This window comes from Novosphingobium hassiacum (assembly GCF_014196055.1).
Lineage (GTDB): Bacteria > Pseudomonadota > Alphaproteobacteria > Sphingomonadales > Sphingomonadaceae > Novosphingobium > Novosphingobium hassiacum.
This window is the reverse complement of the sequence record NZ_JACICY010000002.1, coordinates 64866-89992: the sequence shown is the minus strand read 5'-3', so window position 1 is coordinate 89992 and position 25127 is coordinate 64866. Positions and strand designations below refer to the sequence as shown.

General features: G+C 63.8%; 15 protein-coding genes. 9 read left to right on the top strand and 6 right to left on the bottom strand.

Annotation, left to right across the window (positions count from 1 at the left end; all coding sequences use genetic code 11):
- Positions 1-275 precede the first annotated feature (275 nt).
- From rpoB to GGQ88_RS05065, 3 genes are all read left to right on the top strand, one after another.
- Positions 276-4436 (top strand): DNA-directed RNA polymerase subunit beta, encoded by a 4161-nt coding sequence (rpoB, locus tag GGQ88_RS05075; protein WP_183612055.1) that lies wholly within the window; start codon positions 276-278, stop codon positions 4434-4436.
- A 118-nt stretch (positions 4437-4554) separates the two neighbouring features.
- Positions 4555-8841 (top strand): DNA-directed RNA polymerase subunit beta', encoded by a 4287-nt coding sequence (gene rpoC, locus GGQ88_RS05070; RefSeq protein WP_183612054.1) that lies wholly within the window; start codon positions 4555-4557, stop codon positions 8839-8841.
- A gap of 186 nt (positions 8842-9027) precedes the next feature.
- Positions 9028-10830, top strand: a complete 1803-nt coding sequence (locus GGQ88_RS05065) for a methyl-accepting chemotaxis protein (RefSeq protein ID WP_183612053.1) — start codon at positions 9028-9030, stop codon at positions 10828-10830.
- Positions 10831-10903: 73 nt separating this feature from the next.
- On the opposite strand, the gene glpX is transcribed toward GGQ88_RS05065, so the two are convergent.
- Positions 10904-11896, bottom strand: coding sequence for a class II fructose-bisphosphatase (glpX, locus tag GGQ88_RS05060; RefSeq protein WP_343057095.1), 993 nt, complete (start codon positions 11894-11896; stop codon positions 10904-10906).
- 234 nt (positions 11897-12130) lie between these two features.
- On the opposite strand from glpX, the gene GGQ88_RS05055 reads away from it, so the two are divergent.
- The gene (locus GGQ88_RS05055) at positions 12131-12574 is read left to right on the top strand and encodes a hypothetical protein (protein WP_183612052.1); all 444 of its coding nucleotides are present in this window, start codon (positions 12131-12133) and stop codon (positions 12572-12574) included.
- Here GGQ88_RS05055 and GGQ88_RS05050 read toward each other — a convergent pair.
- Together GGQ88_RS05050 and GGQ88_RS05045 are read right to left on the bottom strand one after the other, a co-directional pair.
- Positions 12571-13878: a homoserine dehydrogenase gene (locus tag GGQ88_RS05050; protein WP_183612051.1), complete on the bottom strand. Its 1308-nt coding sequence runs from the start codon at positions 13876-13878 to the stop codon at positions 12571-12573. The two genes, GGQ88_RS05055 and GGQ88_RS05050, sit on opposite strands and share 4 nt — an antisense overlap.
- 83 nt (positions 13879-13961) lie before the next feature.
- The gene (locus tag GGQ88_RS05045) at positions 13962-14729 is read right to left on the bottom strand and encodes a hypothetical protein (RefSeq protein WP_343057094.1); all 768 of its coding nucleotides are present in this window, start codon (positions 14727-14729) and stop codon (positions 13962-13964) included.
- 465 nt (positions 14730-15194) lie between these two features.
- On the opposite strand from GGQ88_RS05045, the gene GGQ88_RS05040 reads away from it, so the two are divergent.
- The 4 genes from GGQ88_RS05040 to GGQ88_RS05025 all read left to right on the top strand — a co-directional run bounded on the left by GGQ88_RS05040 (position 15195) and on the right by GGQ88_RS05025 (position 17832).
- On the top strand, positions 15195-15854 hold the full coding sequence (locus tag GGQ88_RS05040) for an energy transducer TonB (RefSeq protein ID WP_183612049.1): 660 nt from the start codon (positions 15195-15197) through the stop codon (positions 15852-15854).
- 77 nt (positions 15855-15931) lie between these two features.
- Positions 15932-16681, top strand: coding sequence for a MotA/TolQ/ExbB proton channel family protein (locus tag GGQ88_RS05035; protein ID WP_183612048.1), 750 nt, complete (start codon positions 15932-15934; stop codon positions 16679-16681).
- Between the two features lie 116 nt (positions 16682-16797).
- Entirely contained in the window at positions 16798-17325 is a 528-nt protein-coding gene (locus GGQ88_RS05030; RefSeq protein WP_183612047.1) for an ExbD/TolR family protein, read from the top strand.
- 69 nt (positions 17326-17394) lie between these two features.
- Positions 17395-17832, top strand: a complete 438-nt coding sequence (locus tag GGQ88_RS05025) for an ExbD/TolR family protein (RefSeq protein ID WP_183612046.1) — start codon at positions 17395-17397, stop codon at positions 17830-17832.
- A 250-nt stretch (positions 17833-18082) separates the two neighbouring features.
- Here the strand turns inward: GGQ88_RS05025 and GGQ88_RS05020 are convergent, their stop codons facing one another.
- The 3 genes from GGQ88_RS05020 to GGQ88_RS05010 are packed head-to-tail and all read right to left on the bottom strand — an operon-like array spanning position 18083 to position 24003.
- Entirely contained in the window at positions 18083-20497 is a 2415-nt protein-coding gene (locus GGQ88_RS05020) for a ligase-associated DNA damage response DEXH box helicase (protein ID WP_183612045.1), read from the bottom strand.
- A 22-nt stretch (positions 20498-20519) separates the two neighbouring features.
- Positions 20520-22286 carry a hypothetical protein gene (locus GGQ88_RS05015; protein ID WP_183612044.1) on the bottom strand — a complete coding sequence of 589 codons (1767 nt, stop codon included), beginning with the start codon at positions 22284-22286 and terminating at the stop codon, positions 20520-20522.
- A gap of 10 nt (positions 22287-22296) precedes the next feature.
- Entirely contained in the window at positions 22297-24003 is a 1707-nt protein-coding gene (locus GGQ88_RS05010) for an Hsp70 family protein (RefSeq protein ID WP_183612043.1), read from the bottom strand.
- A gap of 194 nt (positions 24004-24197) precedes the next feature.
- Between GGQ88_RS05010 and GGQ88_RS05005 the strand changes: the two genes are divergently transcribed.
- A complete protein-coding gene (locus GGQ88_RS05005) occupies positions 24198-25106 on the top strand; it encodes a BON domain-containing protein (protein ID WP_183612042.1) in 909 nt (302 codons plus the stop codon).
- Positions 25107-25127: the final 21 nt, after the last annotated feature.

Here is a 25127-nt window from a genome sequence, read left to right as displayed (position 1 = left end):
TGTGCCAACCCCTTGTTTGGCCTTTGACTTCGGCAGGCACAGACCCTATATGCCGCCTCTGCCCACGCTTCGAGCAAGGCCGTCCCATGCGCAGGGGGTGGCCACGGAAGGAAGCGCCGGGCAATCCATCTGACGCAAAAGGCTGCGGGCCATGGCTTCCGTTTTCGGAAAATCATGCGCTGTGCGGCCTTTTATCGTTTGATGGTGCCACACGCTGCGCGTGGCAGATTTCCGCCGGTTTTCCGGCCCGTACCTGAAAGAGGCTCGTAACCTTCATGGCTACCAAAGCTCCCAGCCGTCCCGGCGTCAAAAGGCGTATCCGCAAGATCTTCGGTGATATTCACGAAGTCGTGCAGATGCCCAACCTGATCGAAGTCCAGCGCGAATCGTATGAGCAGTTCCTTCGCTCCGATCCGTCGACCGGCTACGTCTCGGGCCTCGAAAAGACCCTGCGCTCGGTGTTCCCGATCGGCGATTTCGCCGGTACGGCCAGCCTCGATATCAAGGAAAAGGACGGTTACGTCCTTGAAGCGCCCAAGTATGACGTGAACGAATGCCGCCAGCGCGGCATTACCTATGCTGCGCCGATGAAGGTCACGCTCAAGCTCGCCACGTTCGAAGTGGACTCCGAGACCGAGACCAAGTCGCTCATCGATATCAAGGAGCAGGACGTCTACATGGGCGATATCCCGCTCATGACCGAGAACGGCACCTTCTTTATCAACGGCACCGAGCGCGTCATCGTGTCGCAGATGCACCGTTCGCCGGGCGTCCTGTTCGACCATGACCGTGGCAAGACCCACTCGTCGGGCAAGTACCTGTTCGCCGCGCGCGTCATTCCCTATCGCGGTTCGTGGCTCGATTTCGAATTCGACGCCAAGGACATCGTCAACGTCCGTATCGACCGCAAGCGCAAGCTGCCGGTCACCGCGCTGCTGCACGCGCTGGGCCTTGCCGACGACCAGATCCTCGATCACTTCTATGACACGGTCACCTGGACCCGCGCTGAGAGCGGCTGGAAGGTTCCGTTCGTGCTCGAACAGTGGCGCGGCACCAAGCCGACCTTCGACATCGTCGACGGCAAGTCGGGCGAGATCATCTTCGCAGCCGGCCAGAAGATCTCCCCACGCGCTGCTAACAAGGCGCAGAAGGACGGCCTTGCCGAACTGCTGATCCCGACCGAGGAAATCTTCGGCCGCTATGCAGCCAAGGACCTGATCGACGAATCGACCGGGCGCATCTGGATCGAAGCCGGTGACGAAGTCGGCGTCGAAAACCTCGAAGTGCTCGACCGCGCCGGTATCGACCGTCTCGAACTGCTCGACATCGATCACGTGACCACGGGTCCGTGGATCCGCAACACGCTCAAGGCCGACAAGTCGCCGGACCGCGATCATGCGCTGTCCGACATCTATCGTGTCATGCGCCCGGGTGAGCCGCCGACCCGCGAAACCGCCGAAGCGCTGTTCGACGGGTTGTTCTTCGATCCCGACCGCTACGACCTTTCGGCCGTGGGTCGCGTCAAGCTCAACATGCGCCTCAGCCTCGATTGCGAGGACACCGTCACCACCCTGCGCACCGACGACATTCTCGCCGTGGTCAAGGAACTGGTGAACCTCAAGGACGGCAAGGGCGAAGTCGATGACATCGACAACCTCGGCAACCGTCGCGTGCGCTCGGTGGGCGAGCTGCTGGAAAACCAGTACCGCGTTGGCCTGCTGCGCATGGAACGCGCGGTCAAGGAGCGCATGTCGTCGGTCGATGTGTCGACGGTCATGCCGAACGATCTGATCAACGCCAAGCCTGCGGTTGCTGCGGTGCGCGAATTCTTCGGCTCCTCGCAGCTGTCGCAGTTCATGGATCAGACCAACCCGCTGTCCGAAGTGACGCACAAGCGTCGCGTTTCGGCCTTGGGCCCAGGCGGTCTGACGCGTGAACGCGCAGGCTTCGAAGTCCGCGACGTTCATCCCACGCACTACGGCCGCATCTGCCCGATCGAAACGCCGGAAGGCCCGAACATCGGTCTGATCAACTCGCTGTCGACGTTCGCCCGCGTCAACAAGTACGGCTTCATCGAAACGCCGTACCGCAAGGTCAACGACGGCAAGGTGACCAGCGATGTGGTCTACCTGTCGGCGATGGAAGAGCAGAAGCACACCGTGGCGCAGGCTTCGGCTGAAATCGGCCCTGAAGGCACCTTCGTCGAAGAACTCGTCTCGGCTCGTCAGAACGGCGAATTCGTGATGGCGCCGCGCGATACGGTCACGCTGATGGACGTTTCGCCCAAGCAGCTCGTCTCGGTCGCCGCATCGCTCATTCCGTTCCTGGAAAACGATGACGCCAACCGCGCACTGATGGGCTCGAACATGCAGCGTCAGGCTGTGCCGTTGGTCAAGGCCGACGCACCGTTTGTCGGCACCGGCATGGAAGAGACCGTGGCGCGCGATTCGGGCGCTGCGATCGGCGCGCTGCGCGGCGGTATCGTCGATCAGGTCGACGCCACGCGTATCGTTATCCGTGCATCGGGTGATATCGAAGCCGGTCAGTCGGGTGTGGACATTTACACCCTGCAGAAGTTCCAGCGTTCGAACCAGAACACCTGCATCAACCAGCGTCCGCTGGTGAAGGTGGGCGATGTCGTCGAAAAGGGCGATATTCTGGCCGACGGTCCTTCGACCGAATTGGGCGAACTGGCGCTGGGTCGCAACACCCTCGTCGCGTTCATGCCGTGGAATGGTTACAACTACGAAGACTCGATCCTGATCAGCGAACGCATCGTCAAGGACGACGTGTTCACCTCGATCCACATCGAAGAATTCGAAGTGATGGCGCGCGACACCAAGCTCGGGCCGGAAGACATCACGCGCGATATCCCGAACGTCGGCGAGGAAGCCCTGCGCAACCTCGACGAAGCGGGCATCGTCTACATCGGCGCAGAAGTTCACCCCGGTGACATCCTCGTCGGCAAGATCACTCCCAAGGGTGAATCGCCGATGACGCCGGAAGAAAAGCTGCTCCGCGCGATCTTCGGTGAAAAGGCGTCGGACGTCCGCGATACCTCGCTGCGCCTGCCGCCGGGCGTTGCCGGTACGATCGTCGAAGTGCGCGTGTTCAACCGTCACGGCATCGAAATCGATGACCGTACGCGTGCGATCCAGAACGAGGAAATCGAACGCCTCGCCAAGGACCGTGAAGACGAACGCGGCATTCTTAACCGCGCCACCTTCAACCGCCTGCGCGAGATGCTGATGGGGCAGACCATCGCCGCTGCGCCCAAGGGCATCAAGAAGGGCATCGAGATCGACGAGCAGGTGCTTGCCGATGTCGAACGCTATGAATGGTGGAAGTTCGCCGTTGCCGACGATGCGCGCCAGCAGCAGCTGGAAGCGATCAAGGCGCAGTACGACGCGACCGTGAAGTCGATCCAGGAGAAGTTCGAGGATCGCAAAGAGAAGCTCGAGCGCGGTGACGAACTCGCTCCGGGCGTGCTCAAAATGGTCAAGGTCTTCGTCGCGGTGAAGCGCAAGCTGCAGCCGGGCGACAAGATGGCCGGCCGTCACGGCAACAAGGGTGTCATTTCGCGCATCCTGCCGGTCGAGGACATGCCGTTCCTCGAAGACGGAACGCACGTCGACATCGTGCTGAACCCGCTGGGCGTGCCTTCGCGCATGAACGTCGGGCAGATCTTCGAGACGCACCTTGGCTGGGCGGCTCGCGGACTTGGCCAGCAGATCACGCATCAGCTCGAAGAATGGCGTCACGCCAATCCGGACCCGGAGGCGGCACCCCCGCCGACGGCGCTGATCGACAAGCTCAAGGACATCTACGGCGAGAACTATCACGCCGAAATCGACGCCCGCACCACGCAGGAAATCGTCGAACTGTCCGAGAACCTGAAGGCAGGCGTTCCGATGGGTACGCCGGTGTTCGACGGCGCGCGTGAAAGCGACGTGACGGCGATGCTGGTGAAGGCAGGTCTCGATACCTCGGGCCAGTCGACGCTGTTTGACGGGCGCACCGGTGAAGCCTTTGACCGCAAGGTCACCGTGGGCATCATCTACATGCTCAAGCTGCATCACCTTGTGGACGACAAGATCCACGCACGTTCGATCGGGCCGTACAGCCTCGTCACGCAGCAGCCGCTGGGTGGTAAGGCGCAGTTCGGTGGCCAGCGTTTCGGCGAAATGGAGGTCTGGGCTCTCCAGGCCTACGGCGCCGCCTACACGCTGCAGGAAATGCTCACGGTGAAGTCGGACGATGTCGTCGGTCGCACCAAGGTCTACGAAGCGATCGTCAAGGGCGACGACACCTTCGAGGCCGGCATTCCCGAAAGCTTCAACGTGCTCGTCAAGGAAATGCGCTCGCTCGGCCTCAACGTCGAATTGTCATCGCTGGATAACACCGACGACGACGATTTCGCGCAGGCTGCCGAGTAAGGCATCCTTCTCCCCTCCCGCCTGCGGGAGGGGTCGGGGGTGGGCTTTTATCGGCTCACTCCAAAAGACCCACCCCTAACCCCTCCCGCAAGCGGGAGGGGGATAAAGGAAGACCCAGATGAACGAACTTTCCAAATTCACGAACCAGATTGCGAAGCCCGAGACGTTCGACCAGATCCAGATCGGTCTGGCCTCGCCTGAGCGCATCCGCAGCTGGTCCTTCGGCGAAATCAAGAAGCCGGAAACCATCAACTATCGCACGTTCAAGCCCGAGCGTGACGGCCTGTTCTGCGCGCGCATCTTCGGTCCGGTGAAGGACTACGAGTGCCTGTGCGGCAAGTACAAGCGCATGAAGTACAAGGGCGTCGTCTGCGAAAAGTGCGGCGTCGAAGTCACCGTGACCAAGGTGCGCCGCGAGCGCATGGGCCACATCGAACTGGCCGCGCCGGTCGCGCACATCTGGTTCCTCAAGTCGCTGCCTTCGCGCATCGGCCTGCTGCTCGACATGCAGCTCAAGATCCTTGAGCGCATCCTCTACTTCGAAAGCTATGTCGTCACTGAGCCGGGCCTGACCCCGCTCGAGAAGTACCAGACGCTGACCGAAGACGAACTGCTCGACGCGCAGGACGAGTATGGCGAAGACGCCTTCTCGGCCGACATCGGCGCGCAGGCGGTCAAGCACATGCTGATGAACCTCGATCTGGTTCAGGAGCGTGACGATCTGATGGAAGAGCTGCGGACCACCAAGTCCGAGCTCAAGCCCAAGAAGATCATCAAGCGCCTCAAGGTCGTGGAATCGTTCATCGATTCAGGCAACCGCCCGGAATGGATGATCCTCGACGTCGTGCCGGTCATCCCGCCGGAACTGCGCCCGCTGGTGCCGCTCGACGGTGGCCGCTTCGCGACCTCGGATCTCAACGATCTCTATCGCCGCGTGATCAACCGCAACAACCGCCTCAAGCGTCTGATCGAGCTGCGTGCGCCGGACATTATCGTCCGCAACGAAAAGCGCATGCTGCAGGAAGCCGTTGACGCGCTGTTCGACAACGGCCGCCGTGGCCGCGTCATCACCGGTGCCAACAAGCGTCCGCTGAAGTCGCTGTCCGATATGCTCAAGGGCAAGCAGGGCCGCTTCCGCCAGAACCTTCTGGGCAAGCGCGTCGACTATTCGGGGCGTTCGGTCATCGTGACCGGTCCGGAATTGAAGCTGCACCAGTGCGGCTTGCCCAAGAAGATGGCGCTCGAACTGTTCAAGCCGTTCATCTACGCGCGGCTCGATGCCAAGGGTCTGTCGATGACCCTGAAGCAGGCCAAGAAGTGGGTCGAAAAGGAACGCAAGGAAGTCTGGGACATCCTGGACGAAGTGATCCGCGAACACCCGGTCATGCTCAACCGCGCGCCGACGCTTCACCGCTTGGGCATCCAGGCGTTCGAGCCCGTGCTGATCGAAGGCAAGGCGATCCAGCTGCACCCGCTTGTCTGCTCGGCCTTCAACGCCGACTTCGACGGTGACCAGATGGCCGTCCACGTGCCGCTTTCGCTGGAAGCCCAGCTTGAAGCGCGCGTGCTGATGATGTCGACCAACAACATCCTGTCGCCAGCGAACGGCAAGCCGATCATCGTGCCGTCGCAGGACATGGTCCTGGGCATCTACTATCTCTCGATGGACCGCGCAGGCGAGCCGGGCGAGGGCATGATGCTGGCCGATATGGCCGAAGTGCATCAGGCACTGGAAGTGAAGGCGGTGACGCTCCACTCCAAGATCATCGCCCGCGTTCCGCAGACCGATGAATCCGGCAAGCAGTACGTCAAGCGTTTCGAAACGACGCCAGGCCGCATGCTGATCGCCGAGTGCCTGCCCAAGAGCCACAAGGTGCCGTTCGACGTCGTCAACCGTCTGCTGACGAAGAAGGACGTCGGCGACGTGATCGACGAGGTGTACCGTCACACCGGCCAGAAGGACACCGTGCTGTTTGCCGACGCGATCATGTCGCTCGGCTTCCGCCACGCGTTCAAGGCCGGTATCTCGTTCGGCAAGGATGACATGATCATCCCGGACAGCAAGGACGGTCTGGTCAACGAAACCAAGGAACTGGTTGCTGACTATGAACAGCAGTACCAGGACGGCCTGATCACCCAGCAGGAAAAGTACAACAAGGTCATCGACGCCTGGAGCCGTTGCGGCGATCAGGTGGCGAACGCCATGATGGACGAAATTCGTGCCGAGCCGATCGACGAGGAAACCGGCCGCCTGAAGCCGATCAACTCGATCTACATGATGAGCCACTCGGGCGCGCGTGGTTCGCCAGCGCAGATGAAGCAGCTCGCCGGTATGCGCGGTCTGATGGCCAAGCCTTCGGGCGAGATCATCGAAACGCCGATCATCTCGAACTTCAAGGAAGGCCTGACCGTCCTTGAATACTTCAACTCGACTCACGGCGCTCGTAAGGGCCTTGCTGATACGGCGTTGAAGACGGCAAACTCGGGTTACCTGACCCGCCGTCTGGTCGACGTGTCGCAGGATTGCGTCGTGATCGAGGAAGACTGTGGAACCGAACGCGCGCTGGAAATGCGCTCGATCGTACAGGGCGGCTCAACCATCGCCTCGCTCGGCGAACGCATCCTCGGCCGCACGCTGGCCGAAGACCTGATCGAAGCCAAGACCGGCGAAATCGTCGCTTCGAAGGGCGATCTGCTCGACGAGCCGGCAATCACCCGGATCGAGGCCGCTGGCTTCCAGTCGGCACGCATCCGCTCGCCGCTGGTCTGCGAAGCGACCATGGGCGTTTGCGGCAAGTGCTACGGGCGCGATCTTGCCCGCGGCACGCCGGTCAACATCGGTGAAGCTGTCGGCGTTATCGCCGCGCAGTCGATCGGTGAACCGGGCACGCAGCTGACCATGCGTACGTTCCACATCGGTGGTGCGGCGCAGGTCAACGAGCAGTCGCACTTGGAGGCGATCAGCGACGGTACCGTGATCTATCGCGATATCCCGACGATCACCGACAAGCGCAACCGCCGCCTGTCGCTGGCTCGCAACGGCGAAATCGTCCTGATGGATACCGACGGGCGTGAGCGCGCAATTCACCGCGTGCCTTACGGTACCCACCTGATCAACGAGAACGGCGCAACCGTTGCGCAGGGCGATCGTCTGGCCGAGTGGGATCCGTTCACCACCCCGGTCATCACCGAAAAGCCCGGCATCGTGCGTTATCAGGATCTTGTCGATGGCAAGACCCTGACCGAGCAGACCGACGAAGCCACCGGTATGACCAGCCGCGTGATTACCGAGAACCGCTCGATCAACCGCAGCAAGAAGGAGGACCTGCGTCCTCGTCTGACCCTGCTGGACGATGATTCGGGTGAAGCAGCACGCTACCTGCTGGCCGTGGGCACCACGCTCTCGGTCGAGGATGGCCAGCGCGTCGAGGCGGGTGAAATCCTTGCCCGTGCGTCGCGCGAAGCTGCCAAGACCCGCGACATCACCGGTGGTCTGCCGCGCGTTGCCGAACTGTTCGAGGCCCGCAAGCCGAAGGACAATTCGATCATCGCCAAGATCGCCGGGCGCATCGAATTCGTGCGTGACTACAAGGCCAAGCGCAAGATCGCGATCATTCCTGATGAGGGTGATCCGGTCGAGTACCTGGTGCCGAAGAGCCGCGTGATCGACGTGCAGGAAGGCGACTACGTCAAGAAGGGCGACAACCTGATCTCGGGCTCGCCCGATCCGCACGACATTCTGGAAGTGATGGGCGTTGAGGCCTTGGCCGAATACCTCGTTGCCGAAATCCAGGAAGTCTATCGTCTGCAGGGCGTGAAGATCAACGACAAGCACATCGAGGTGATCGTTCGCCAGATGCTGCAGAAGGTTGAAATCACCAACGGTGGCGACACCACCCTGCTGGCAGGCGAACAGGTCGATCTCGAAGAGATGCTCGAAGTGAACGCCAAGCTCGAAGCAGGCTTTGCGCCCGCCGAAGGCAAGCCCGTGTTGCTCGGCATCACCAAGGCTTCGCTGCAGACGCGTTCGTTCATCTCGGCCGCTTCGTTCCAGGAAACCACGCGCGTGCTCACGCAGGCCGCGGTCGAAGGAAAGACGGACTCGCTGATCGGTCTCAAGGAAAACGTGATCGTCGGCCGTCTCATCCCCGCCGGTACCGGCGCGGGCATGAACCGGATGCGCGTTGCGGCAACGTCGCGCGACGCGGCACTGCGTGCTTCGTACCGCAAGCTGCAGGAATCGCTGATCGCTCCGGCGTCGGCAGCCGAAGAGCATGCGGCCGAACTGGCACAGGGTCCGGAAGCTGCGATCGGTGACGATCCCTTGGCGGCAGTCGAGGGTGAAACCCACGGCACCGACGCGGATGCAGGCGACTACCTGATCAAGGGTGACGACGAAGCATAAGCTTCAGCGCTATCCAAGGCACAATGAACAAACCCCGCCGGAGCAATCCGGCGGGGCTTTTCGTCGTTCGCGCACCAGGTCTCGCATCGTATGCTTAGGGATTCCCGCTAGCTTCACCGCTCGGCGAAGTTAACCCTGTCCAGCTAGGGTTTATTGGCAAATTCGGGCAGTCGGGAGCAACCCTGCATGATCAAGGATCAGTCAGCACGCGGTGCAAGGGTCATGATCTGCCTGATTGTGACGGCTATCGCGATGGCCGCCATCGGCATCGGCTACACCCGCTTCGGCGGTCCGTTGCACCGGCAGAACCTGCTACAGGACGAACTCCTCGCCGATATCCTCCCGCCGCCCGCGTTCGTGGTCGAGCCCTACCTGCATACCACCTGGGCCATAGCCGATCCGCGCCATATCGAGGACGCGCTCGTCGCCTTGGCCGAAGAAGAAGCGCTGTTCCAGCAACGCAAGGCATACTGGGCGACCGCGCCCGTCCCGGAAGAACTGCGCGAAGAAGTGTCAGCCACGGTCGGTACAGCCGATGCATTCTGGGCCGCGCTTGGCGATCGCTTCATTCCGGCGATGAAGGCCCGTGATCTTGCGACGATGCGCCGCGTCCACGCCGCCGAACTGACGCCTGCCTACGTCAAGCAGCACGCGGCCGTCGCCCATCTGGTCGAGGAATCAGGAGCCTATCGTGGCGACCTGATGCGTTACGCCAACACGTTCGTGGGCGTGATGCTGACTGTATTCACGGTCGTTGCGTGCGCGATACTCGCACTCGTCAGCATGACGGCGCGCCGTTTGCGCGACCGTGTCGTCGGCCCGCTCGTCGCGAAGGTCGCGACCTTGCAGCAGCTTGCCGATGGCGATTACAGCGGAGCTGACGAGGGCATCGAGCGTGCCGACGAGATCGGCATGATGGCTCGGGCGATCGCGGTCTTTCGGAGCACCGGTCTGGCGCGCGCGCAGGCCGAACTCGATCAGCGCGCCGTCGTAGCTTCGCTTTCGTCGGGACTCGATGCGATGGCCCGGCAGGACCTCGAATACCGCATCGATCGGGCCTTCCCTGAAGGCTACGAGGAACTACGCAGGAATTATAATACCGCAGTTGATTCGCTGTCGATTGCCCTGCGCACGGTGCGCGTCGGCTCGGCCAGCGTGATGAACGCAATCTCCGAGATTCGCGAGGCGAGCGACGATCTTGCCCGCCGCAATGAACAGCAGTCCTCCAGCCTTGCCGAAACAACGGCTTCGATGAACGGCGTAACCCGAAGCGTTCGCGAAACCGCCACTGGAGCCCGCGCCGTGCAGGACGCTATGGCCGCGACGCACCGTCAGGCCAGCGAAGGCGGGGAGGTGGTGCAGCGAGCCGTCTCGGCCATGGCAGCCATCGAAGGATCGGCCAGAGAGATTAGCCAGATCATCACGGTCATCGACGGCATCGCCTTCCAGACCAACCTTCTGGCGCTCAACGCCGGGGTCGAGGCTGCACGGGCCGGGGAATCGGGACGCGGCTTTGCCGTCGTCGCCACCGAAGTCCGCGCTCTCGCGCAGCGTTCGGCCGAGGCGGCCCAGATGATCAAGACCCTGATCGAAACGAGCAGCGCGCAAGTCGGAGAAGGCGTCAGCCTCGTCGGCGAAACCGGCGAGCGCTTGATCGGGATCGTCGATCGGGTCGGCGAAGTCGACGCTCTGGTGACGCGCATCGCCCAAGCTGCCGCCAGTCAGGCCGAAACACTGGCCACGGTGAACGATGCCGTGGCCGACATGGACCGCATGACCCAGGCCAACGCGGCGATGGTCGAGGAATCCTCGGCAGCCACCCACAGTCTGTCGCTCGAAGCCGAACGCCTGACCGAACTGGTCTCGACATTCCGCACCCGTGAAACCGGCAAACGGCCCGCCCATGTCGCCCATCCCGAAGGCTTGCGCCGCAGTTCCGCACTGCAGGATACGCGCACGCCTCCGCGTCTGGCGCTCGCGTCGGGCTGACAGGCAAGAGAACGAAAAAGCCCGGCTCACCCAAAGGTGGCCGGGCCAATTCACAGATCCGTGCGGGATCGTCTCAGCGGCCCTTGCGGTGCTCGCCCTTAACCCAACGGACGGTGCCTGACGATGCGCGCATGACGACGGTTTCGGTGGTCATCGTGCCGTTCTTGCGAACTTTGACGCCGGCCAGCAGCGAACCGTCGGTGACGCCGGTGGCCGCAAAGATGCAGTCGCCCTTGGCCAGTTCGATCAGGTCGTACTGCTTGTTCAGGTCGGTGATGCCCCACTTGTAGGCGCGCTGCTTCTCGTCTTCGTTGCGGAACAGCAGGCGGCCCTTGAACTGACCTCCGACGCAGCGCAGTGCGGCAGCGGCCAGCACGCCTTCTGGCGCGCCGCCGGTGCCCATGTACATATCGATGCCGGTCTCATCGTTGGTGACGGCAATGACGCCTGCAACGTCTCCGTCGGGAATCAGCGCGATGCCGCAGCCGAGCGAGCGGAGCTCGGTGATCAGCGCTTCGTGGCGAGGGCGGTCGAGAACGCAGACGATGATGTCGCCCGGAGCGACGCCCTTGGCAGCGGCCACGGCCTTGACGTTCTCGGACGGGGACTTGTCGAGGTCGATGATGCCTTCGGGATAGCCCGGGCCGACGGCCAGCTTGTCCATGTAGACGTCGGGCGCGTTGAGCAGGCCGCCCTCTTCGGCAACCGCCAGCACGGCGAGTGCGTTGGGACCGGCCTTGGCGGTGATCGTCGTGCCTTCGAGTGGATCCAACGCGATGTCGATCTTGGGGCCGACGCCCGGAGCCGAACCGACCTTCTCGCCGATGTACAGCATCGGGGCTTCGTCGCGCTCGCCTTCGCCGATGACGACGGTGCCGTCCATGTACAGTTCGTTGAACGCAGCGCGCATCGCTTCGACGGCGGCAGCGTCGGCGGCTTTCTCGTCACCCCGGCCGATCAGGCGCGATGCCCCGATCGCTGCGGCTTCGGTAACGCGCACCATCTCGAGCACGAGCACGCGGTCGAGGACCTTGGATGGGGCGGGGTTGGTTGGCTGATCGGTCACGATGGCTCCCTGAATGGAGAAAAACGAAGGTCGGGCACGCAAGCACTATGTTCAGCCGCTGTGCAGGGTCGGAACGGCAGGACCGGATCGACGTAGCACGTTGATTGTGCAATCGTATGCTTGAACATCACTTTGTTGCCGCACAGATTGCACGGCACAGGTGACGCAGGTGTTACCTGAGGCACTAGACGCGAGGGCACGGGTTTGTCGAGACGCAGAGTTGCAGTTGCGGGCGTGATTGCGCTTCTTTTCGGCGCGCCTCCGGCACTCGCGCAGGAACAGGCCGCCTCTACGGCTCCGGTGCAAGGTCCGGTCGTGCCCAATGGATCGGTCGCGCAGGACGATGCGTCGACCTCGCAACGCCTGCTGACCGGCGCTCAGGCTGAACGTTGCCGCCCGATGCAGCGCTCCGACGGCACCATTGTGGTCTGCGGCGGCAAGGAGGCGAGCGAGAAGGAACGCCTGCCTTTGCGCGACGAAACCGATGGCGCGAAATCGACCAATGACGGCCTGCCGCGCGCGCCCAACGTCTCCGGTCTGCGCGATTGCAGCCGCGGCTGCATCGGCCTCGGCGGAGTGCCGCCGCCGATCTACTACTTCGACATCAAGGCCTTACCGCCACCGCCGCCCGGCTCGGATGCGGATCGAATCGCCAAGGGTGAAATCCCGGCCCCTTAGTCACCGAGGATATGCATCACCAGCGGTGGCTCGGCCAATGACGCCGACCCTTCGAGCAAGCGCAGCGCCTCGGCAATCGCACTCTCGGGCCCCTCGTGCGTGACCATCGCGACCATCACTTGCGCGTCGTCGCTGTTGCCCTTCTGGATCAGGCTCTCGATCGAAACGCCGGCGTCGCGCATTGCGGCGGTGATCTCGGCGAGCACGCCCGGGCGGTCTGCCACGTTGAAGCGAATGTAGGCCTTGCCGCGGCGATGCCCGACGTCGGCAGGCGCGGCCTGATCCAGTTCGGCCATGGGGATCGAGAACGGCGCGCCGATGTCGCCGCGCGCAATGTCGATCAGGTCGGCCACCACCGCGCTCGCGGTCGGCCCGTCGCCCGCGCCTGCGCCCTGGAATAGCAGGCGTCCTACGAAGTTTCCTTCGGCCACAACCGCATTGGTCGCGCCGTCTACATGCGCCAGCGGGTGATCGCGGTGAACGAGATGGGGATGAACTCGCTGGAACAGGCGGCGGTTGCCGTCTGAATCGTATTCGGTCTGCGCCATGCCGATCAGGCGGATATAGTAGCCCAGCGCATCGGCCTGCGCGATGTCTGCCGCGGCCACGCGGCGGATGCCGGTCGCCGCAACCGGCTTGAAATCGACCGCCGTACCGAACGCGATCGACGAGAGAATCGCGAGCTTGTGCGCCGCGTCGATGCCATCGATGTCGAAGCTCGGATCGCTCTCGGCATAGCCCTTGGCCTGCGCCTCGGCGAGCACGTCGGCAAAGTCGCGCCCGGTGTCTTCCATTGTCGAGAGGATGTAATTGCAGGTGCCGTTGAGGATGCCATAGACCCGCGCGATCTCGTTGGCAGCCGCGCCTTCCTTCAGGCCCTTGATCACCGGGATGCCGCCCGCGACCGCTGCCTCGAACTTGAGCGCAACCTTGGCCGCTTCCGCCTTGGTTGCCAGCTCGATGCCGTGGTGCGCGATCATCGCCTTGTTGGCGGTGACGAGCGCCTTGCCTGCCTCGAACGTCGTGCGCGCCAAGGCGAGTGCGGGGCCATCCGCCCCGCCGACGAGCTCGACCACCACATCGACATCGGGCCGCTCGCCGAGGATGACCATGTCGTCCTCCCAGGCATAGCCCGACACGTCGAACCCGCGATCCTTGCCGCGATTGCGCGCGCTGACCGTGGTGATCACGATCGGACGCCCTGCGCGCCGCTCGATCAGCTTGGCATTGGCCTCGATCAGCCGGATGACGCCGCCGCCGACCGTGCCGAGCCCGGCAAGCGCGATGCGCAAAGGTTCGCTCATATCTGTCCCGTCCGCTGCAATTTCCCGGCCCGCGCCTTAGGGAAGACGGGGGCGCGGGGCAACCAAGCGAATCAGGGCAGGGCTCAGCGCCTCACCACGGGCCGCGTCCGTGTGCACGGTCCCAGCTCAGCGAGTACGAACCGATAGTCCTCCTCAGCCTCCTGCCCATGCGCCTCGCCCGAAAGGCGTGCGCTTGCCGGAATGTCCTGCGGCAGGAAGCATGCCAGTCGGTACCATGTCAGAGTGTCGCGCGCAGGCGGCCGTGCCGATTGGTCGACGATCTCCGACAGGCTGACCCCCCAGGTGCGCGCCATGCCCGGTCGGCGCACCACCGAGAGCGAGACCGGCGCGCTGTTCTCGGTCTGCAGGAACACTTGCGTCTCGCCCTCGCCAGCCAGGTTGCCCGGTACGAACAGCACCTCGCGCACCGCCTTGATTCGCGGTGGTGCCTCTGGAGACAGCAGGTCGGTCAGGATCGTCCGCGTCCGCGCCTCGACGCCTGTAGACCACGCGATCTGCGCACCGCCGTCGACCAGCGCCAGCTCGCCTGCGCGTCCTGCGACGGTGCGGGCGAACAGCATGACTTGCGCCTTGTTAAGCTTTGGCGGCTTGCCCTTCGCATCGAGCGGCACATCGGCGAGGTAGCGCACCGTCTCGCCCATCGCTGGACCCGACAGGACCGCGACCGTCCGCGCTTCGATGAGCATCCGCGCCATGCCGACGGGAAGGTTGGGGGCCTGCTCGGGCTTCAGCCGGCTCGCCTTCTTCACTTGCGCGCGCAGGACCACGTCGGCCGCTTCGGCAAGGCCCGCCAGATCGGCATAAGTCAGATTGTCGGACGCGCCAGTCACGTCGGCAGCGGGGGCGCGAATCGGAGCTTGTTGCGCGAATGCGGGGGCAACTCCGACGTTTGCGGTCGCCCCTGCAAGGGCCAGAGCCGGAAGCGCAAATCTTGTAATATGATATAACATATGTGTCTCCGGAGCGCATGTAACTGCGCCCTACCCTTAGTTCTATGCCGGTTTCAGCCAGTGCAACCGTGAATCGACGGTTAACGGATAAAGCATTTGCGCGGTTTGGGCTTCGCCGTTAAGAATGCCAGCCGTTCGGGCAATTCAAAAACAAGCAGCCCGACGCTTGTCGCTTTCGACCCACCGGATCGGGGGCGGCAGACCGGGTTGCCGGCAGGGTGGATTGTAGTTTGCTGGATTGGCCTGCGGGCAGGACGGTGATCCTGTGCGTCGGCCCCACCTTGGGTCAGGGCCGTATTTCGCGTGCTCCGTGTCCAGGTGGGCGATCAGGAGTATTGGAGCTGAATGGCATACGCTGACCAACAGATGAGCGGTAACAAGATCACCGCGCTCATCATCGTTGCGATCCTTCATGTCGTCGTCGGCTATGCGCTGGTCACAGGACTGGCGTATGAGGCGATCAAGAAGGTGAAAGAGGTAACCTCGGCGGTCAACATCGAGGAAGAGAAGCCGCCGGAAGAACCGCCGCCTCCTCCTCCGAAACAAGACACGCCCCCACCGCCGATCGTCGCGCCTCCGCCGCCGATCAGCTTTAACGCGCCTGCGCCGCAAGTGCAGACGGTGAACGTAGCTCCTCCGGTGGCACTGCCGCCGGCGCCCGTTGCGCTGCCTCCCGCACCCGCTGCGCCGCCACCCCCCCGGTTTTCGCCGAAGGGTGCGGCTCCCAAGGGTAACCCTGGTAGCTGGGCGACGACGAACGACTATCCCTCACGTGCGCTTCGCGAAGAGCGTGAAGGCACAACAGGTTTTCGTGTCTCGATCGGGACCGACGGAAAGGTCACGGATTGCCAGATCACTCGATCTTCAGGCAGCCCGGATCTTGACGAGGCGACATGTGCCAACGTCCGGCGTCGTGCGCGTTTCACGCCTGCGACCGATGGCGAGGGACAGCCGACCACGGGATCATATTCGAACTCGGTTCGCTGGGTCATTCCTAAGGATTGATCCGGTCGAACAGACACGAAAGCTCGTGGCCCCACGGCTTTCACGCACTTTGATTTGAATTGAAGAGGAAGACTCGCATGTTCATCTACAACCTTGCCGCCGGGGCCGCCAACGCCGCGCCGCAGAACAAGTTCGGTTTCGCCGAAGCCCTTCAGCAGGGCGGTTTCATCGCCTATGCCACGGTCATCATCCTTGGCATCATGTCGTTCGGTTCGTTCTTCATCCTGTTCACCAAGTTCTTCGAACAGAACAAGATCCTGGGTCAGTACAAGGCTGTTCGCGGCCAGTTCTGGCGCGCCGGTACGATCCGCGAAGGCGCAGCCAAGCTCGACAAGAACTCGGCCTGGCGCCAGCTCGTCGACGACGGCGTTGCCGCTGAAGATCAGCACTCGAAGATGACCGACGCCATGGAAGCGCACGACTGGCTGCACGGCTCGCTCGCTCGCTCGGAAGCGTCGATCAACTCGCGTCTGGCCGGTGGCCTGCCGTTCCTGGCAACCGTTGGTGCAACCTCGCCGTTCATCGGTCTGTTCGGTACCGTGGTCGGCATCTACCGCGCTCTGATCAACATCGGTCTTGCCGGTTCGGCTTCGATCGACAAGGTCGCAGGCCCGGTCGGTGAAGCACTGATCATGACCGCGCTCGGTCTGCTCGTCGCCGTTCCGGCCGTGCTTGCCTACAACTGGCTGCAGGCTCGCAACAAGAAGATCGCCGAACTGCTCTCGGGCTTCTCGACCGATCTTCTGGCGAACATCAACTCGAAGGGTGCGGTCAAGCCGGCGATTGCCGCTGCTCCCGCCACCCCGGCCGCTCCGGTCAAGAAGTAAGAAAACCGGGTCGGCGGTTCGCCGTCGACCCCTTTCCGGAAACGCGGGTCTTGGTCGGAGCACTGTCTCCGGCAACTCCGGCCCTCCCGCGGTTGATAACGGATAGGATGTAACCCATGGCAATGTCTGTAGGCGGCGGCGGTCAAGAACGCCCGATGTCCGACATCAATACCACGCCGCTCGTGGACGTGATGCTGGTGCTGCTGATCATCTTCCTCATCGCGGTGCCAGTCGCGATCCAGACTGTCGAGAAGCTCAAGGTGCCCGTCCTTCCCAGCGAGGAATCGCAGGACAAGGTCGAAAACCTGATGCTTTCGGTGGTCGCGACAGACGCTGCAGGCCGCAGCCCGAGGGAGCCTGGATATGAGGGCTCATCGCGCACCGGCCAGTGCCGCGTCTATTTCAACAATCAGACCCCGGTCGACAACACGGAACTCTACCAGCAGGCTTTCAATCGCCTCGATGCGATCGTGAAGCGTGAAGGTGGTGCCGCCAACATGGATCCGGAAAAGATCCCCGAAGTGCAGATCCGCGGCGACGTCAATGTCCCATGGAAGTGCATCGCGGGTGCCATCTATAACGTCCAGTCGGCGGGTTATCCCAAGGTCGGCTTCATCTCGACCCCGGTTGACCCCAACGGTTAAGGCTTGCCCGGGCGGTTCGTCCGCCCGGTCAGCTGCTTCCGGGTCCAAGAGAGAACAGGAGTACCACCAATGGCAATGAGCGCCGGTTCAGATGATGGCCAGCCGATGATGGAAATGAACACGACGCCGTTGATCGACGTCATGCTCGTGCTCCTCATCATGTTCATCATCACCATCCCTGTGGCGACGCACGCGGTCAGCATCGACTTGCCGCAGCCACAGGCAACGCCGCCGTCGGCCGTCATCGATCCGATCAAGAACAAGCTGATCCTGACGGCTACCAACCAGATCCTCTGGAATGGCACGCCGATCAACACGGGCCAGCTGGTCACGCTGATCAACGGGACCAAGGCGATCAATCCCGAGCCGGAACTCCAGTTCCAGCCCGAGGAATACGCCAGCTACGAGATCGCGAACCAGATGATGAAGATCATCTCGGATTCAAAGGTCACCAAGTTCGGCTTCGTCGGCAACGAAAACTTCGCGACGTTCCAGAAGGCCCAGTAAGGCCCTTCAGAATTAGCGAAAGCGGATTAGGGAGCGGAGCAGTCCGCTCCCTTTTTCGTGCGAGGAAGGCAGGGTTCGCGCAGAGGAGCAGAGAAAACGAAGGCCGCTGAGATGGTGCACTCGCGGCGATGCCGCGCTCCCGATCCACGTTGCGTTTGGCGTGGGCGGTAATGCTTCGATGGCCTTGCGGCGTTTCGCAGCCCCTCCGCGCCCTCTGCCTCCTCTGCGCCTCTGCGCGAAACAAAGTTCCTCACCCCACGCGCATCGCCGCAGCCGATAAACTCTCCGCCTCCAGCAGCAACTCGTCATCAACCGCGCCATCGGGCAGACGCTCGCGCCCGATCATCACCAGAACCGGCACCGCCAGCGGCGTCACCCGGTCCAGCTTCACGTGCACCAGTTGGCTCGCAGACCGGTCGAGCAGATCGCCCAACCGCCCGACATCGGTCATCCGCGCGCGCGCGTCGGCCCACGCCGCCTCGATCAGAAGGTGATCGGGCTCGTACTTGCGCAGCACATCGTAGATCAGGTCGGTCGAAAACGTCACCTGCTTGCCGGTCTTGCGCTTGCCCGGATGTTGCCGCTCGACCAGCCCCGAAATCACCGCGACCTCGCGAAATGCCCGCCGCAGCAGGTGCGATTCGAGAACCCAATCGACGAATTCATGCGCCAGGATGTCGGGCGAGAGCAGCGGCGCAGGGTCGTCCACCGGCTTCATCCCCCAAACCGCCAGTGAATAGTCATTCGCCACGAAGCCGAGCGGTTGCATCCCGCGCTCGTTCATCCGCCGCGTAATCAGCATCCCCAGCGACTGGTTCGCGTTCCAACCCTCAAAGGTGTAGTAGACCGTGTAATGCCGCCCGGCATGCGGGAAGCTCTCGGCCAGCAGATCGCCCGGACCGGGCAAGCGGCTGCGCCAGTCCTGCACCTCCAGCCATTCGCGCACGTCGTCGGGGAAGCGCGCCCAACCCGCGCGATCGACCAGCAATCCGCGCACCCGCTCAGCCAGATGCGTCGTCAGCGGCATCCGCGCACCGCCATAGCTCGGGATCTGCCCCGGCGTCTTGGCCGCGCGCACCACCAGCTCCATGTCGCGCACGCCCTCCACTTCGAGGTCCATGCCCGCAAAGCGAATGGTGTCACCGGGTGACAGCGTCGCGCCGAAGCTTTCCTCGACCTTGCCCAACGAACGCCCATTGCGGAATCGCACCTCGAGCATCTCGGCGTCGATGATGATCCCTGCGTTGAGCCGGTGCCGCGCCGCCTGCTCGGGATGCGCCAGTCGCCACGTCCCCTGGCGGTCGCGCACGATCCGTTTGAACCGATCATAGGCCCGCAGCGAATAGCCCCCGGTCGCCACGAATTCGAGCACGCGCTTCCACTGGACTTCGTCGATCCACCGATAGGGCTGCGCAGAGCGCACCTCGGCCAGCAGCGCTGTCTCTTCGAACGGCCCCGCGCAGGCGCAGGCCATCACATGCTGCGCCAGCACGTCGAGCCCGCCCGGCCGGAAGTCCTCGCCATCGCGCTGCCCCTGCTCGACGGCCTCCTGTGCTGCAAACGCCTCAAGAAACTCGAAGCGGTTGCCCGGCACCAGCAGCGCGCGGCTCGCGCAGTCCAAACGGTGATTCGCGCGTCCGATGCGCTGCAGCAGGCGTGACGATCCCTTGGGCGCGCCCATCTGCACGACCAGATCGATATCGCCCCAGTCCACCCCCAAATCGAGGCTCGCGGTGCAGATCAGCGCGCGCAATTCGCCCCGCGCCATCGCCCCTTCGACCTTTCGCCGTGCTTCCTTCGACAGCGAGCCGTGATGGATGCCGATCGGCAGCTTGTCCTCATTGATGTCCCACATCAGCTGGAAGATGTATTCGGCCAGGAACCGCGTGTTGGTGAACACCAGCGTCGTCTTGTTGCGGCGGATCTCATCGTACAATTGCGGCACAGCCCATGCGGCGGCATGGCCGCCCCACGGCACGCGCTGGTCCTCCGGGTTGAGGATGGTCACCTCGGGCTCCGCTCCCGGCTCTCCCACGACCAGTCGCACCGCGTCTGCAGCACCGTCCGGCGCCAGCCACGCGCGGAATTCATCAGGGTCAGCTACCGTCGCCGACAGCGCAATCCGCCGCAGCCCCGGCGAAAGCGCCTGCATGCGGGCCAAGGACAGAGCCAATAGATCGCCGCGCTTGCCCGTCGCAAAGGCATGGACCTCGTCGATGATCACGCGCTTCAGCCCGGCAAACATCGTCGCCGCCTCGGGGTAACTCAGCAGCAAGGACAGCGATTCGGGCGTGGTCAGCAGCACATGCGGCGGCTTGGCGCGCTGCCGCGCCTTGCGGTCCGACGGCGTATCCCCGCTGCGCGTCTCGACCCGCACCTTCAACCCGATCTCGTTGATCGGCGTCAGCAGATTGCGCTGCACATCATGCGCCAGCGCCTTCAGCGGTGAAACGTATAGCGTGTGAAGTCCATCCCCCGGCGGATTGTCGCCCGCGAACTCCGCCAGCGTCGGCAGGAACCCGGCCAGCGTCTTGCCCGCCCCGGTGTCGGCCACGAGCAAGGCATGCTCACCCGCACCCGCCGCCTCGAGCATCTCCAGCTGATGCCGCCGCACGCGCCAGCCGCGCACGTCGAACCAGTTGATTATGCAAGCGGGAAGCGTCATCGCACTCGAGATAGGGATTGTCTCACAGGACCGAAAGGAGCGCCTGCCGCTGCGCCTCCGGCTGCGTCAGCGCCACGTCGAGCATTGCGATGGTCACCGCGCACTGATCGGCGTCCGAGCCCGCATTGTTCAGCGCCTGCCGCACCCGCGCCTCGCCGATGCCGGTCCTGTCCATTACCCTGCCGATCACCGCACCCGAAACGCTCGTGCGGTTCGCCGGCAGCCGCGCCGGCGGCCCGAGTTGGCGCGCCTCCAGCATGCGTCTGGCGAGCAGGCTCTCGCGCGACAGGAGCGATGGGGCCAAGGCCACTTCGGCTCCCAGACGGCGCGTGCGCACAAATGTCATGCATTGCGCTGCGCCCGCCTTGCGTGCGGCGCGCAGGATGTCGACGCGGATGCGCTGGACGTCCTCCAGCAACGGTCCCTTGATCACCAGCGCGGTCATATACATGCGTTCGCGCACCAGATCGCGGACTTTGGCGATGTAAGCGCCGTCAGTGTCCTGCTGCGATCGCGCGATCGTGCGATTCGCCGAGAACAGCGCTGCCAGATCGGGCTGGCGCGATTGGATCTGGGCGAAGGTGACGCCGGAACCGAAGATCGACCCGACTGCGCGCTCGATCACCGCCCGATCGGCGTCCTGCTGCTGCGTCGTGACAGGTGGTCGATCGATGAGCGGCTGCCTTTTGGGCTCGCCGTCTGACAGGGCAAAGCGCACGATCTGCACCAGCAGGATTATGGCAATGAGCGCCAGTCGCCCGCCGCTCAGCCAGCCATAGTTATCGCTCGACGTGCCCCCGCGCTCCCACAGCGCCACGCGCCAGTGATCGAAATGATGCTCCAGCTCGGGAAAGTTCTTGCGTACGCCTTCGAGCAGCTGCTCGACATCGCGACGCTTGACGAACCAGCCGCGACGGCTGCCCTGCTGCGCGGGCGTGGTCAGCTCGACCCACGCCTTGTGCAGCGGGTGTGCCGGCTCGGCGACCTTTTCGAGGAACCGCAAGCCCCGCAACCGCATGTTGAGAAACGCGATAGCTGGCCGCTCGTTGACCCGGCCCCGTTCGCTCTCCCAGCCGAACACGGCGGCGGCAGGCTCGAGCAACGGTGACGAGCGAGGCCATGCCCGCATCAGCATCCCTGCCAGCCAGTTGTCAACTTCATCGAACGCGGACACGCTGACCGTCTGCGCATTGTGCAGGATCGCCTTCAGATGGCCGCGCGCCATTGCTTCCTCCCAGCCCTCCAGCGGCGGGTATTCGTCGGCGTCGTGATCGGGCAGCAACAGCCGATGCAACGCCTGCTCGTGCGCCCAGGCCGGCATCACCGCATCGGGGTCCTGCTCGAGTCCCAGCAGCACCGGACGCGCAAACGGATCGCGCTGCACTTCGATTGCCTGCACCGCCGGAGCCTGCGCCGCGCCAACGCCCCGCGTCACATCGAGCGCGCCCGCGGTTCTGTCACCCAGCCGGGTGGTCAGCGTCGGATCGCTCTCCCCCGTCGCCGCAGGGGCAGCATAAAGCCAGCTTGAGCTTTCGGCGGGAGCCGGAACCTCCGGCGTTTCGACCACAGCATCGACCCCGTCCAGCGGCTCGAGGCCCCCCTCATCAACCGCCACCTTCATCCGCGCCCAGCGCAGCGCCGCATCGCGCGCCTCGCGCAGTCGCGCATAGCCGTCGACATCGCGATCGATGTCCATCGCCTTGAGCCTTTCGGCATAGGCGCGGCGGATTGCGCCGACGTCGCCGGTCTTGGCAATGCCAAGTACTCTCCAGGCCTGTGTCGGGGTCATCGCGGCCCGCTCATAGCGGCGAATTGGCTTCGAGCGTGTCGAGCAGCGCCGTCAGGTCTTGCGCCGCATCGGTGATCCGGCGCGGATCCTGGCTGTCGAGCGCCGCCGTGAATGCCAGCGTGCGGTCACCGATGATCGCGCGCGCATCACCCAGAAATTCCTCAAAGCAGCGCTCCGCTCGAGCCAGCAGCGCTTCGTTGACCGCATCCTCGCGTGGGTGGCGCTTCAGCGCGGACAGCGCCTTGCGCCGCTCCTCCAGATCGGCGGGCGACTTGCGATCCTCCTCGTCAATGATCATCAGGTTATGCTTGGCTCCAGTAGCCGGAACCTCGACATCGACCTCGAGCAACCCAGAACTGTCATAGGAAAAGCGCACCTCGATCGCCACTTCGCCTTCGGGACGTGGCGGCACCGGCACCTTGAGCGTGCCCAGCCGGACGTTGCCCGAAACCTCGCGCGCCTCGCCTTGGAAGATGCCGACCTCGATGTGCTTCTGGTTGTTGCTCATCGTGCTGTAGATGCCCATCCGGCTGACCGGCACTGGCGTATTGCGATCGATGATCGGCGAGAAAAGCCCTTGCTGGAGCATGCCGCGTGCCGTGCGTTCGGCGGTCTCGATGCCGAGCGTGAACGGGCAGACGTCGGTGATGCGGATTTCCTCCAGCCCGCCGTCGCGCGCGATCAGACCGCTCTGGATCGCCGCGCCCAGCGCCACCGCATGATCGGGATGGACCGAGGAATTGGGAAAGCGTCCGAACAGTCGCGTGATCGCCTTGCGCACCACCGGCATCCGCGTTGCACCGCCGACCAGCACGACTTCGCTCAGCGATGCGGCGTCGATCTGGCTGTCGCGCAAGGCGCGCACCACCGGATCGCGCAAGCGGCGGATCAACCCCTCGGTCTGCGCCTCGAATTCACCCGCCGTCACGCGCGTCGTCAGCCTTTCGCCATCAACGGTTACTCCGAACTCGGCCTCCGGTGCTTCGCTCAGGACGCGCTTGGTGCGCTCGGCCGCCTGCAGCAGCAGCGCTTGCGCCAGCGCCCCGTCGATATTCGCAAGCCGCGATTCGGGATCGAGCCGCCCGCGCAGAGCGGTCGTCAGCGCCGCGTTGAAATCGTCGCCACCCAGCCGATTGTCTCCCGCCGAGGCCCGCACTTCGACAATCCCCTCGAACATCTCGACGATCGAGACGTCGAACGTCCCGCCGCCCAGATCGAACACCAGAAACGGTTCGCGTTCGGCCTTGTCCTGCAATCCGAATGCCAGAGCCGCGGCCGTGGGCTCGTTGATCAGGCGGCGCACGGTCAGGCCTGCCAGTTCGCCTGCCCGCCGCGTTGCCTTGCGCTGCCGATCGTTGAAATAGGCAGGCACGGTGATCACCGCCTCGGTCGGGCGCTCGCCGGTAAAGGCGGCCACGTCATCGCGCAGTGCCATCAGCACCAGTGCCGACAACTCCTCGGCCGACAAGTCCTTTCGGCCCATGCGCACTTTGCGGTCGGTGCCCATGAACCGCTTGAAGCTGGTCGCGGTCGCGCCATCTTTCGCCGCCATCCGATCGAGCGCGGCCGCGCCCACCAGCGTCGTACCGTCTGCCCGGACCGATACTGCCGAAGGCGTCAGCAACGCACCCAGGGCATTGGGCACCAGCGTCGCCTTTCCATCCTTCCACAGGGCCACCGCCGAGTTGGTGGTCCCCAGATCGATCCCAATGAGCATTATGGCGTCCTGTTCTTCGCAAGCGGTGATGCGACAGGGCAAACGGCCTTGGCAAGCGCAAAGCGATGCCATGCGGCTGAGCACTCGCGATGAATCGCCTGCTCCTTGCGACCAGCGCTGGGGGTGAAGCAGCGCGCGGACCGTTCTGCCAATAGTACCATTTGCCAAACAGTTATCCAGCAAGGAGAGATGCAATGAACGACCGCTCCGATTGGACGTCGCGAGACCGCAACCGCGATGACGAACGTCTCAGCCGGGATTCCTCCGAGCGCGGCTCGGGCCACGATTATCCCGGTGAATTCGCCCGCGATAACTGGGACCGGACCGGATCGGTCGGGTCAGCCCGCCCACGCGACGATTCCTGGCCATCGCGCGGACAGAGCCAGAGCGGCGATCGCCGGACGCATGATTGGGAAGTCGGCGACCGCCACTACACCGGTCAGAGCCCGAGCGGCCCGGGCTATGGTGGTCAGAACTATGGCGGTCAGGCTTACGGCAGCCAAGGCTACTACGGGAATCAGGGTTCAGCCCGGTCGCGCAACCTTGATCGTGGCTATGGCCCGACCGGCGCAGACTTGTTCACGTCCGAAGACTATGGCGGCGGAGCCCGCGCCTGGTCGGGCACTGGGGCCAGTGGGGGCGCCGCAGGAACGGTTTCCTCGTACGGTGCCTATACCGGGGCCGGAAGCTATGGGCGCGACGATGGGCGTGGCTTTGCTGATCGTGCGGTCGATGAGGTTCGCAGCTGGTTCGGTGACAAGGACGCCGAGCGCCGCCGGGAAGAGGACCATCGCGGTCGCGGCCCGAGCGACTACACCCGCTCGGACGAACGCATCCGCGAAGACGCCAACGATCGCCTGACTGAAGATCCGCGCCTTGATGCGCGACAGATTTCGGTGACCGTCACCGAAGGCGAAGTGACCCTTGCCGGCACGGTAGAGGATCGCTCGGCCAAGCGCCGCGCCGAAGACTGTGTCGATGCAATCTCGGGCGTGAAGCACGTGCAGAACAACTTGCGCGTCAAGCCGGGAAGCTCGCTCGAAGGACAGGGCGGCACGCTCGGCTGGGGCGGCGGCGATAAGTCCGTGACGCCTGACGCCTGAGTGCCCGATTGCTGAGGAATG

Coding starts and splice junctions, on each gene's coding strand:
- GGQ88_RS05035 (WP_183612048.1), top strand. CDS start 15,932: ATGTTCATCTACAACCTTGCCGCCGGGGCCGCCAACGCCGCGCCGCAG.
- rpoC (WP_183612054.1), top strand. CDS start 4,555: ATGAACGAACTTTCCAAATTCACGAACCAGATTGCGAAGCCCGAGACG.
- rpoB (WP_183612055.1), top strand. CDS start 276: ATGGCTACCAAAGCTCCCAGCCGTCCCGGCGTCAAAAGGCGTATCCGC.
- GGQ88_RS05015 (WP_183612044.1), bottom strand. CDS start 22,286: ATGACCCCGACACAGGCCTGGAGAGTACTTGGCATTGCCAAGACCGGC.
- GGQ88_RS05010 (WP_183612043.1), bottom strand. CDS start 24,003: ATGCTCATTGGGATCGATCTGGGGACCACCAACTCGGCGGTGGCCCTG.
- GGQ88_RS05025 (WP_183612046.1), top strand. CDS start 17,395: ATGGCAATGAGCGCCGGTTCAGATGATGGCCAGCCGATGATGGAAATG.
- GGQ88_RS05050 (WP_183612051.1), bottom strand. CDS start 13,878: ATGAGCGAACCTTTGCGCATCGCGCTTGCCGGGCTCGGCACGGTCGGC.
- GGQ88_RS05020 (WP_183612045.1), bottom strand. CDS start 20,497: ATGACGCTTCCCGCTTGCATAATCAACTGGTTCGACGTGCGCGGCTGG.
- GGQ88_RS05005 (WP_183612042.1), top strand. CDS start 24,198: ATGAACGACCGCTCCGATTGGACGTCGCGAGACCGCAACCGCGATGAC.
- GGQ88_RS05030 (WP_183612047.1), top strand. CDS start 16,798: ATGGCAATGTCTGTAGGCGGCGGCGGTCAAGAACGCCCGATGTCCGAC.
- GGQ88_RS05040 (WP_183612049.1), top strand. CDS start 15,195: ATGGCATACGCTGACCAACAGATGAGCGGTAACAAGATCACCGCGCTC.
- GGQ88_RS05065 (WP_183612053.1), top strand. CDS start 9,028: ATGATCAAGGATCAGTCAGCACGCGGTGCAAGGGTCATGATCTGCCTG.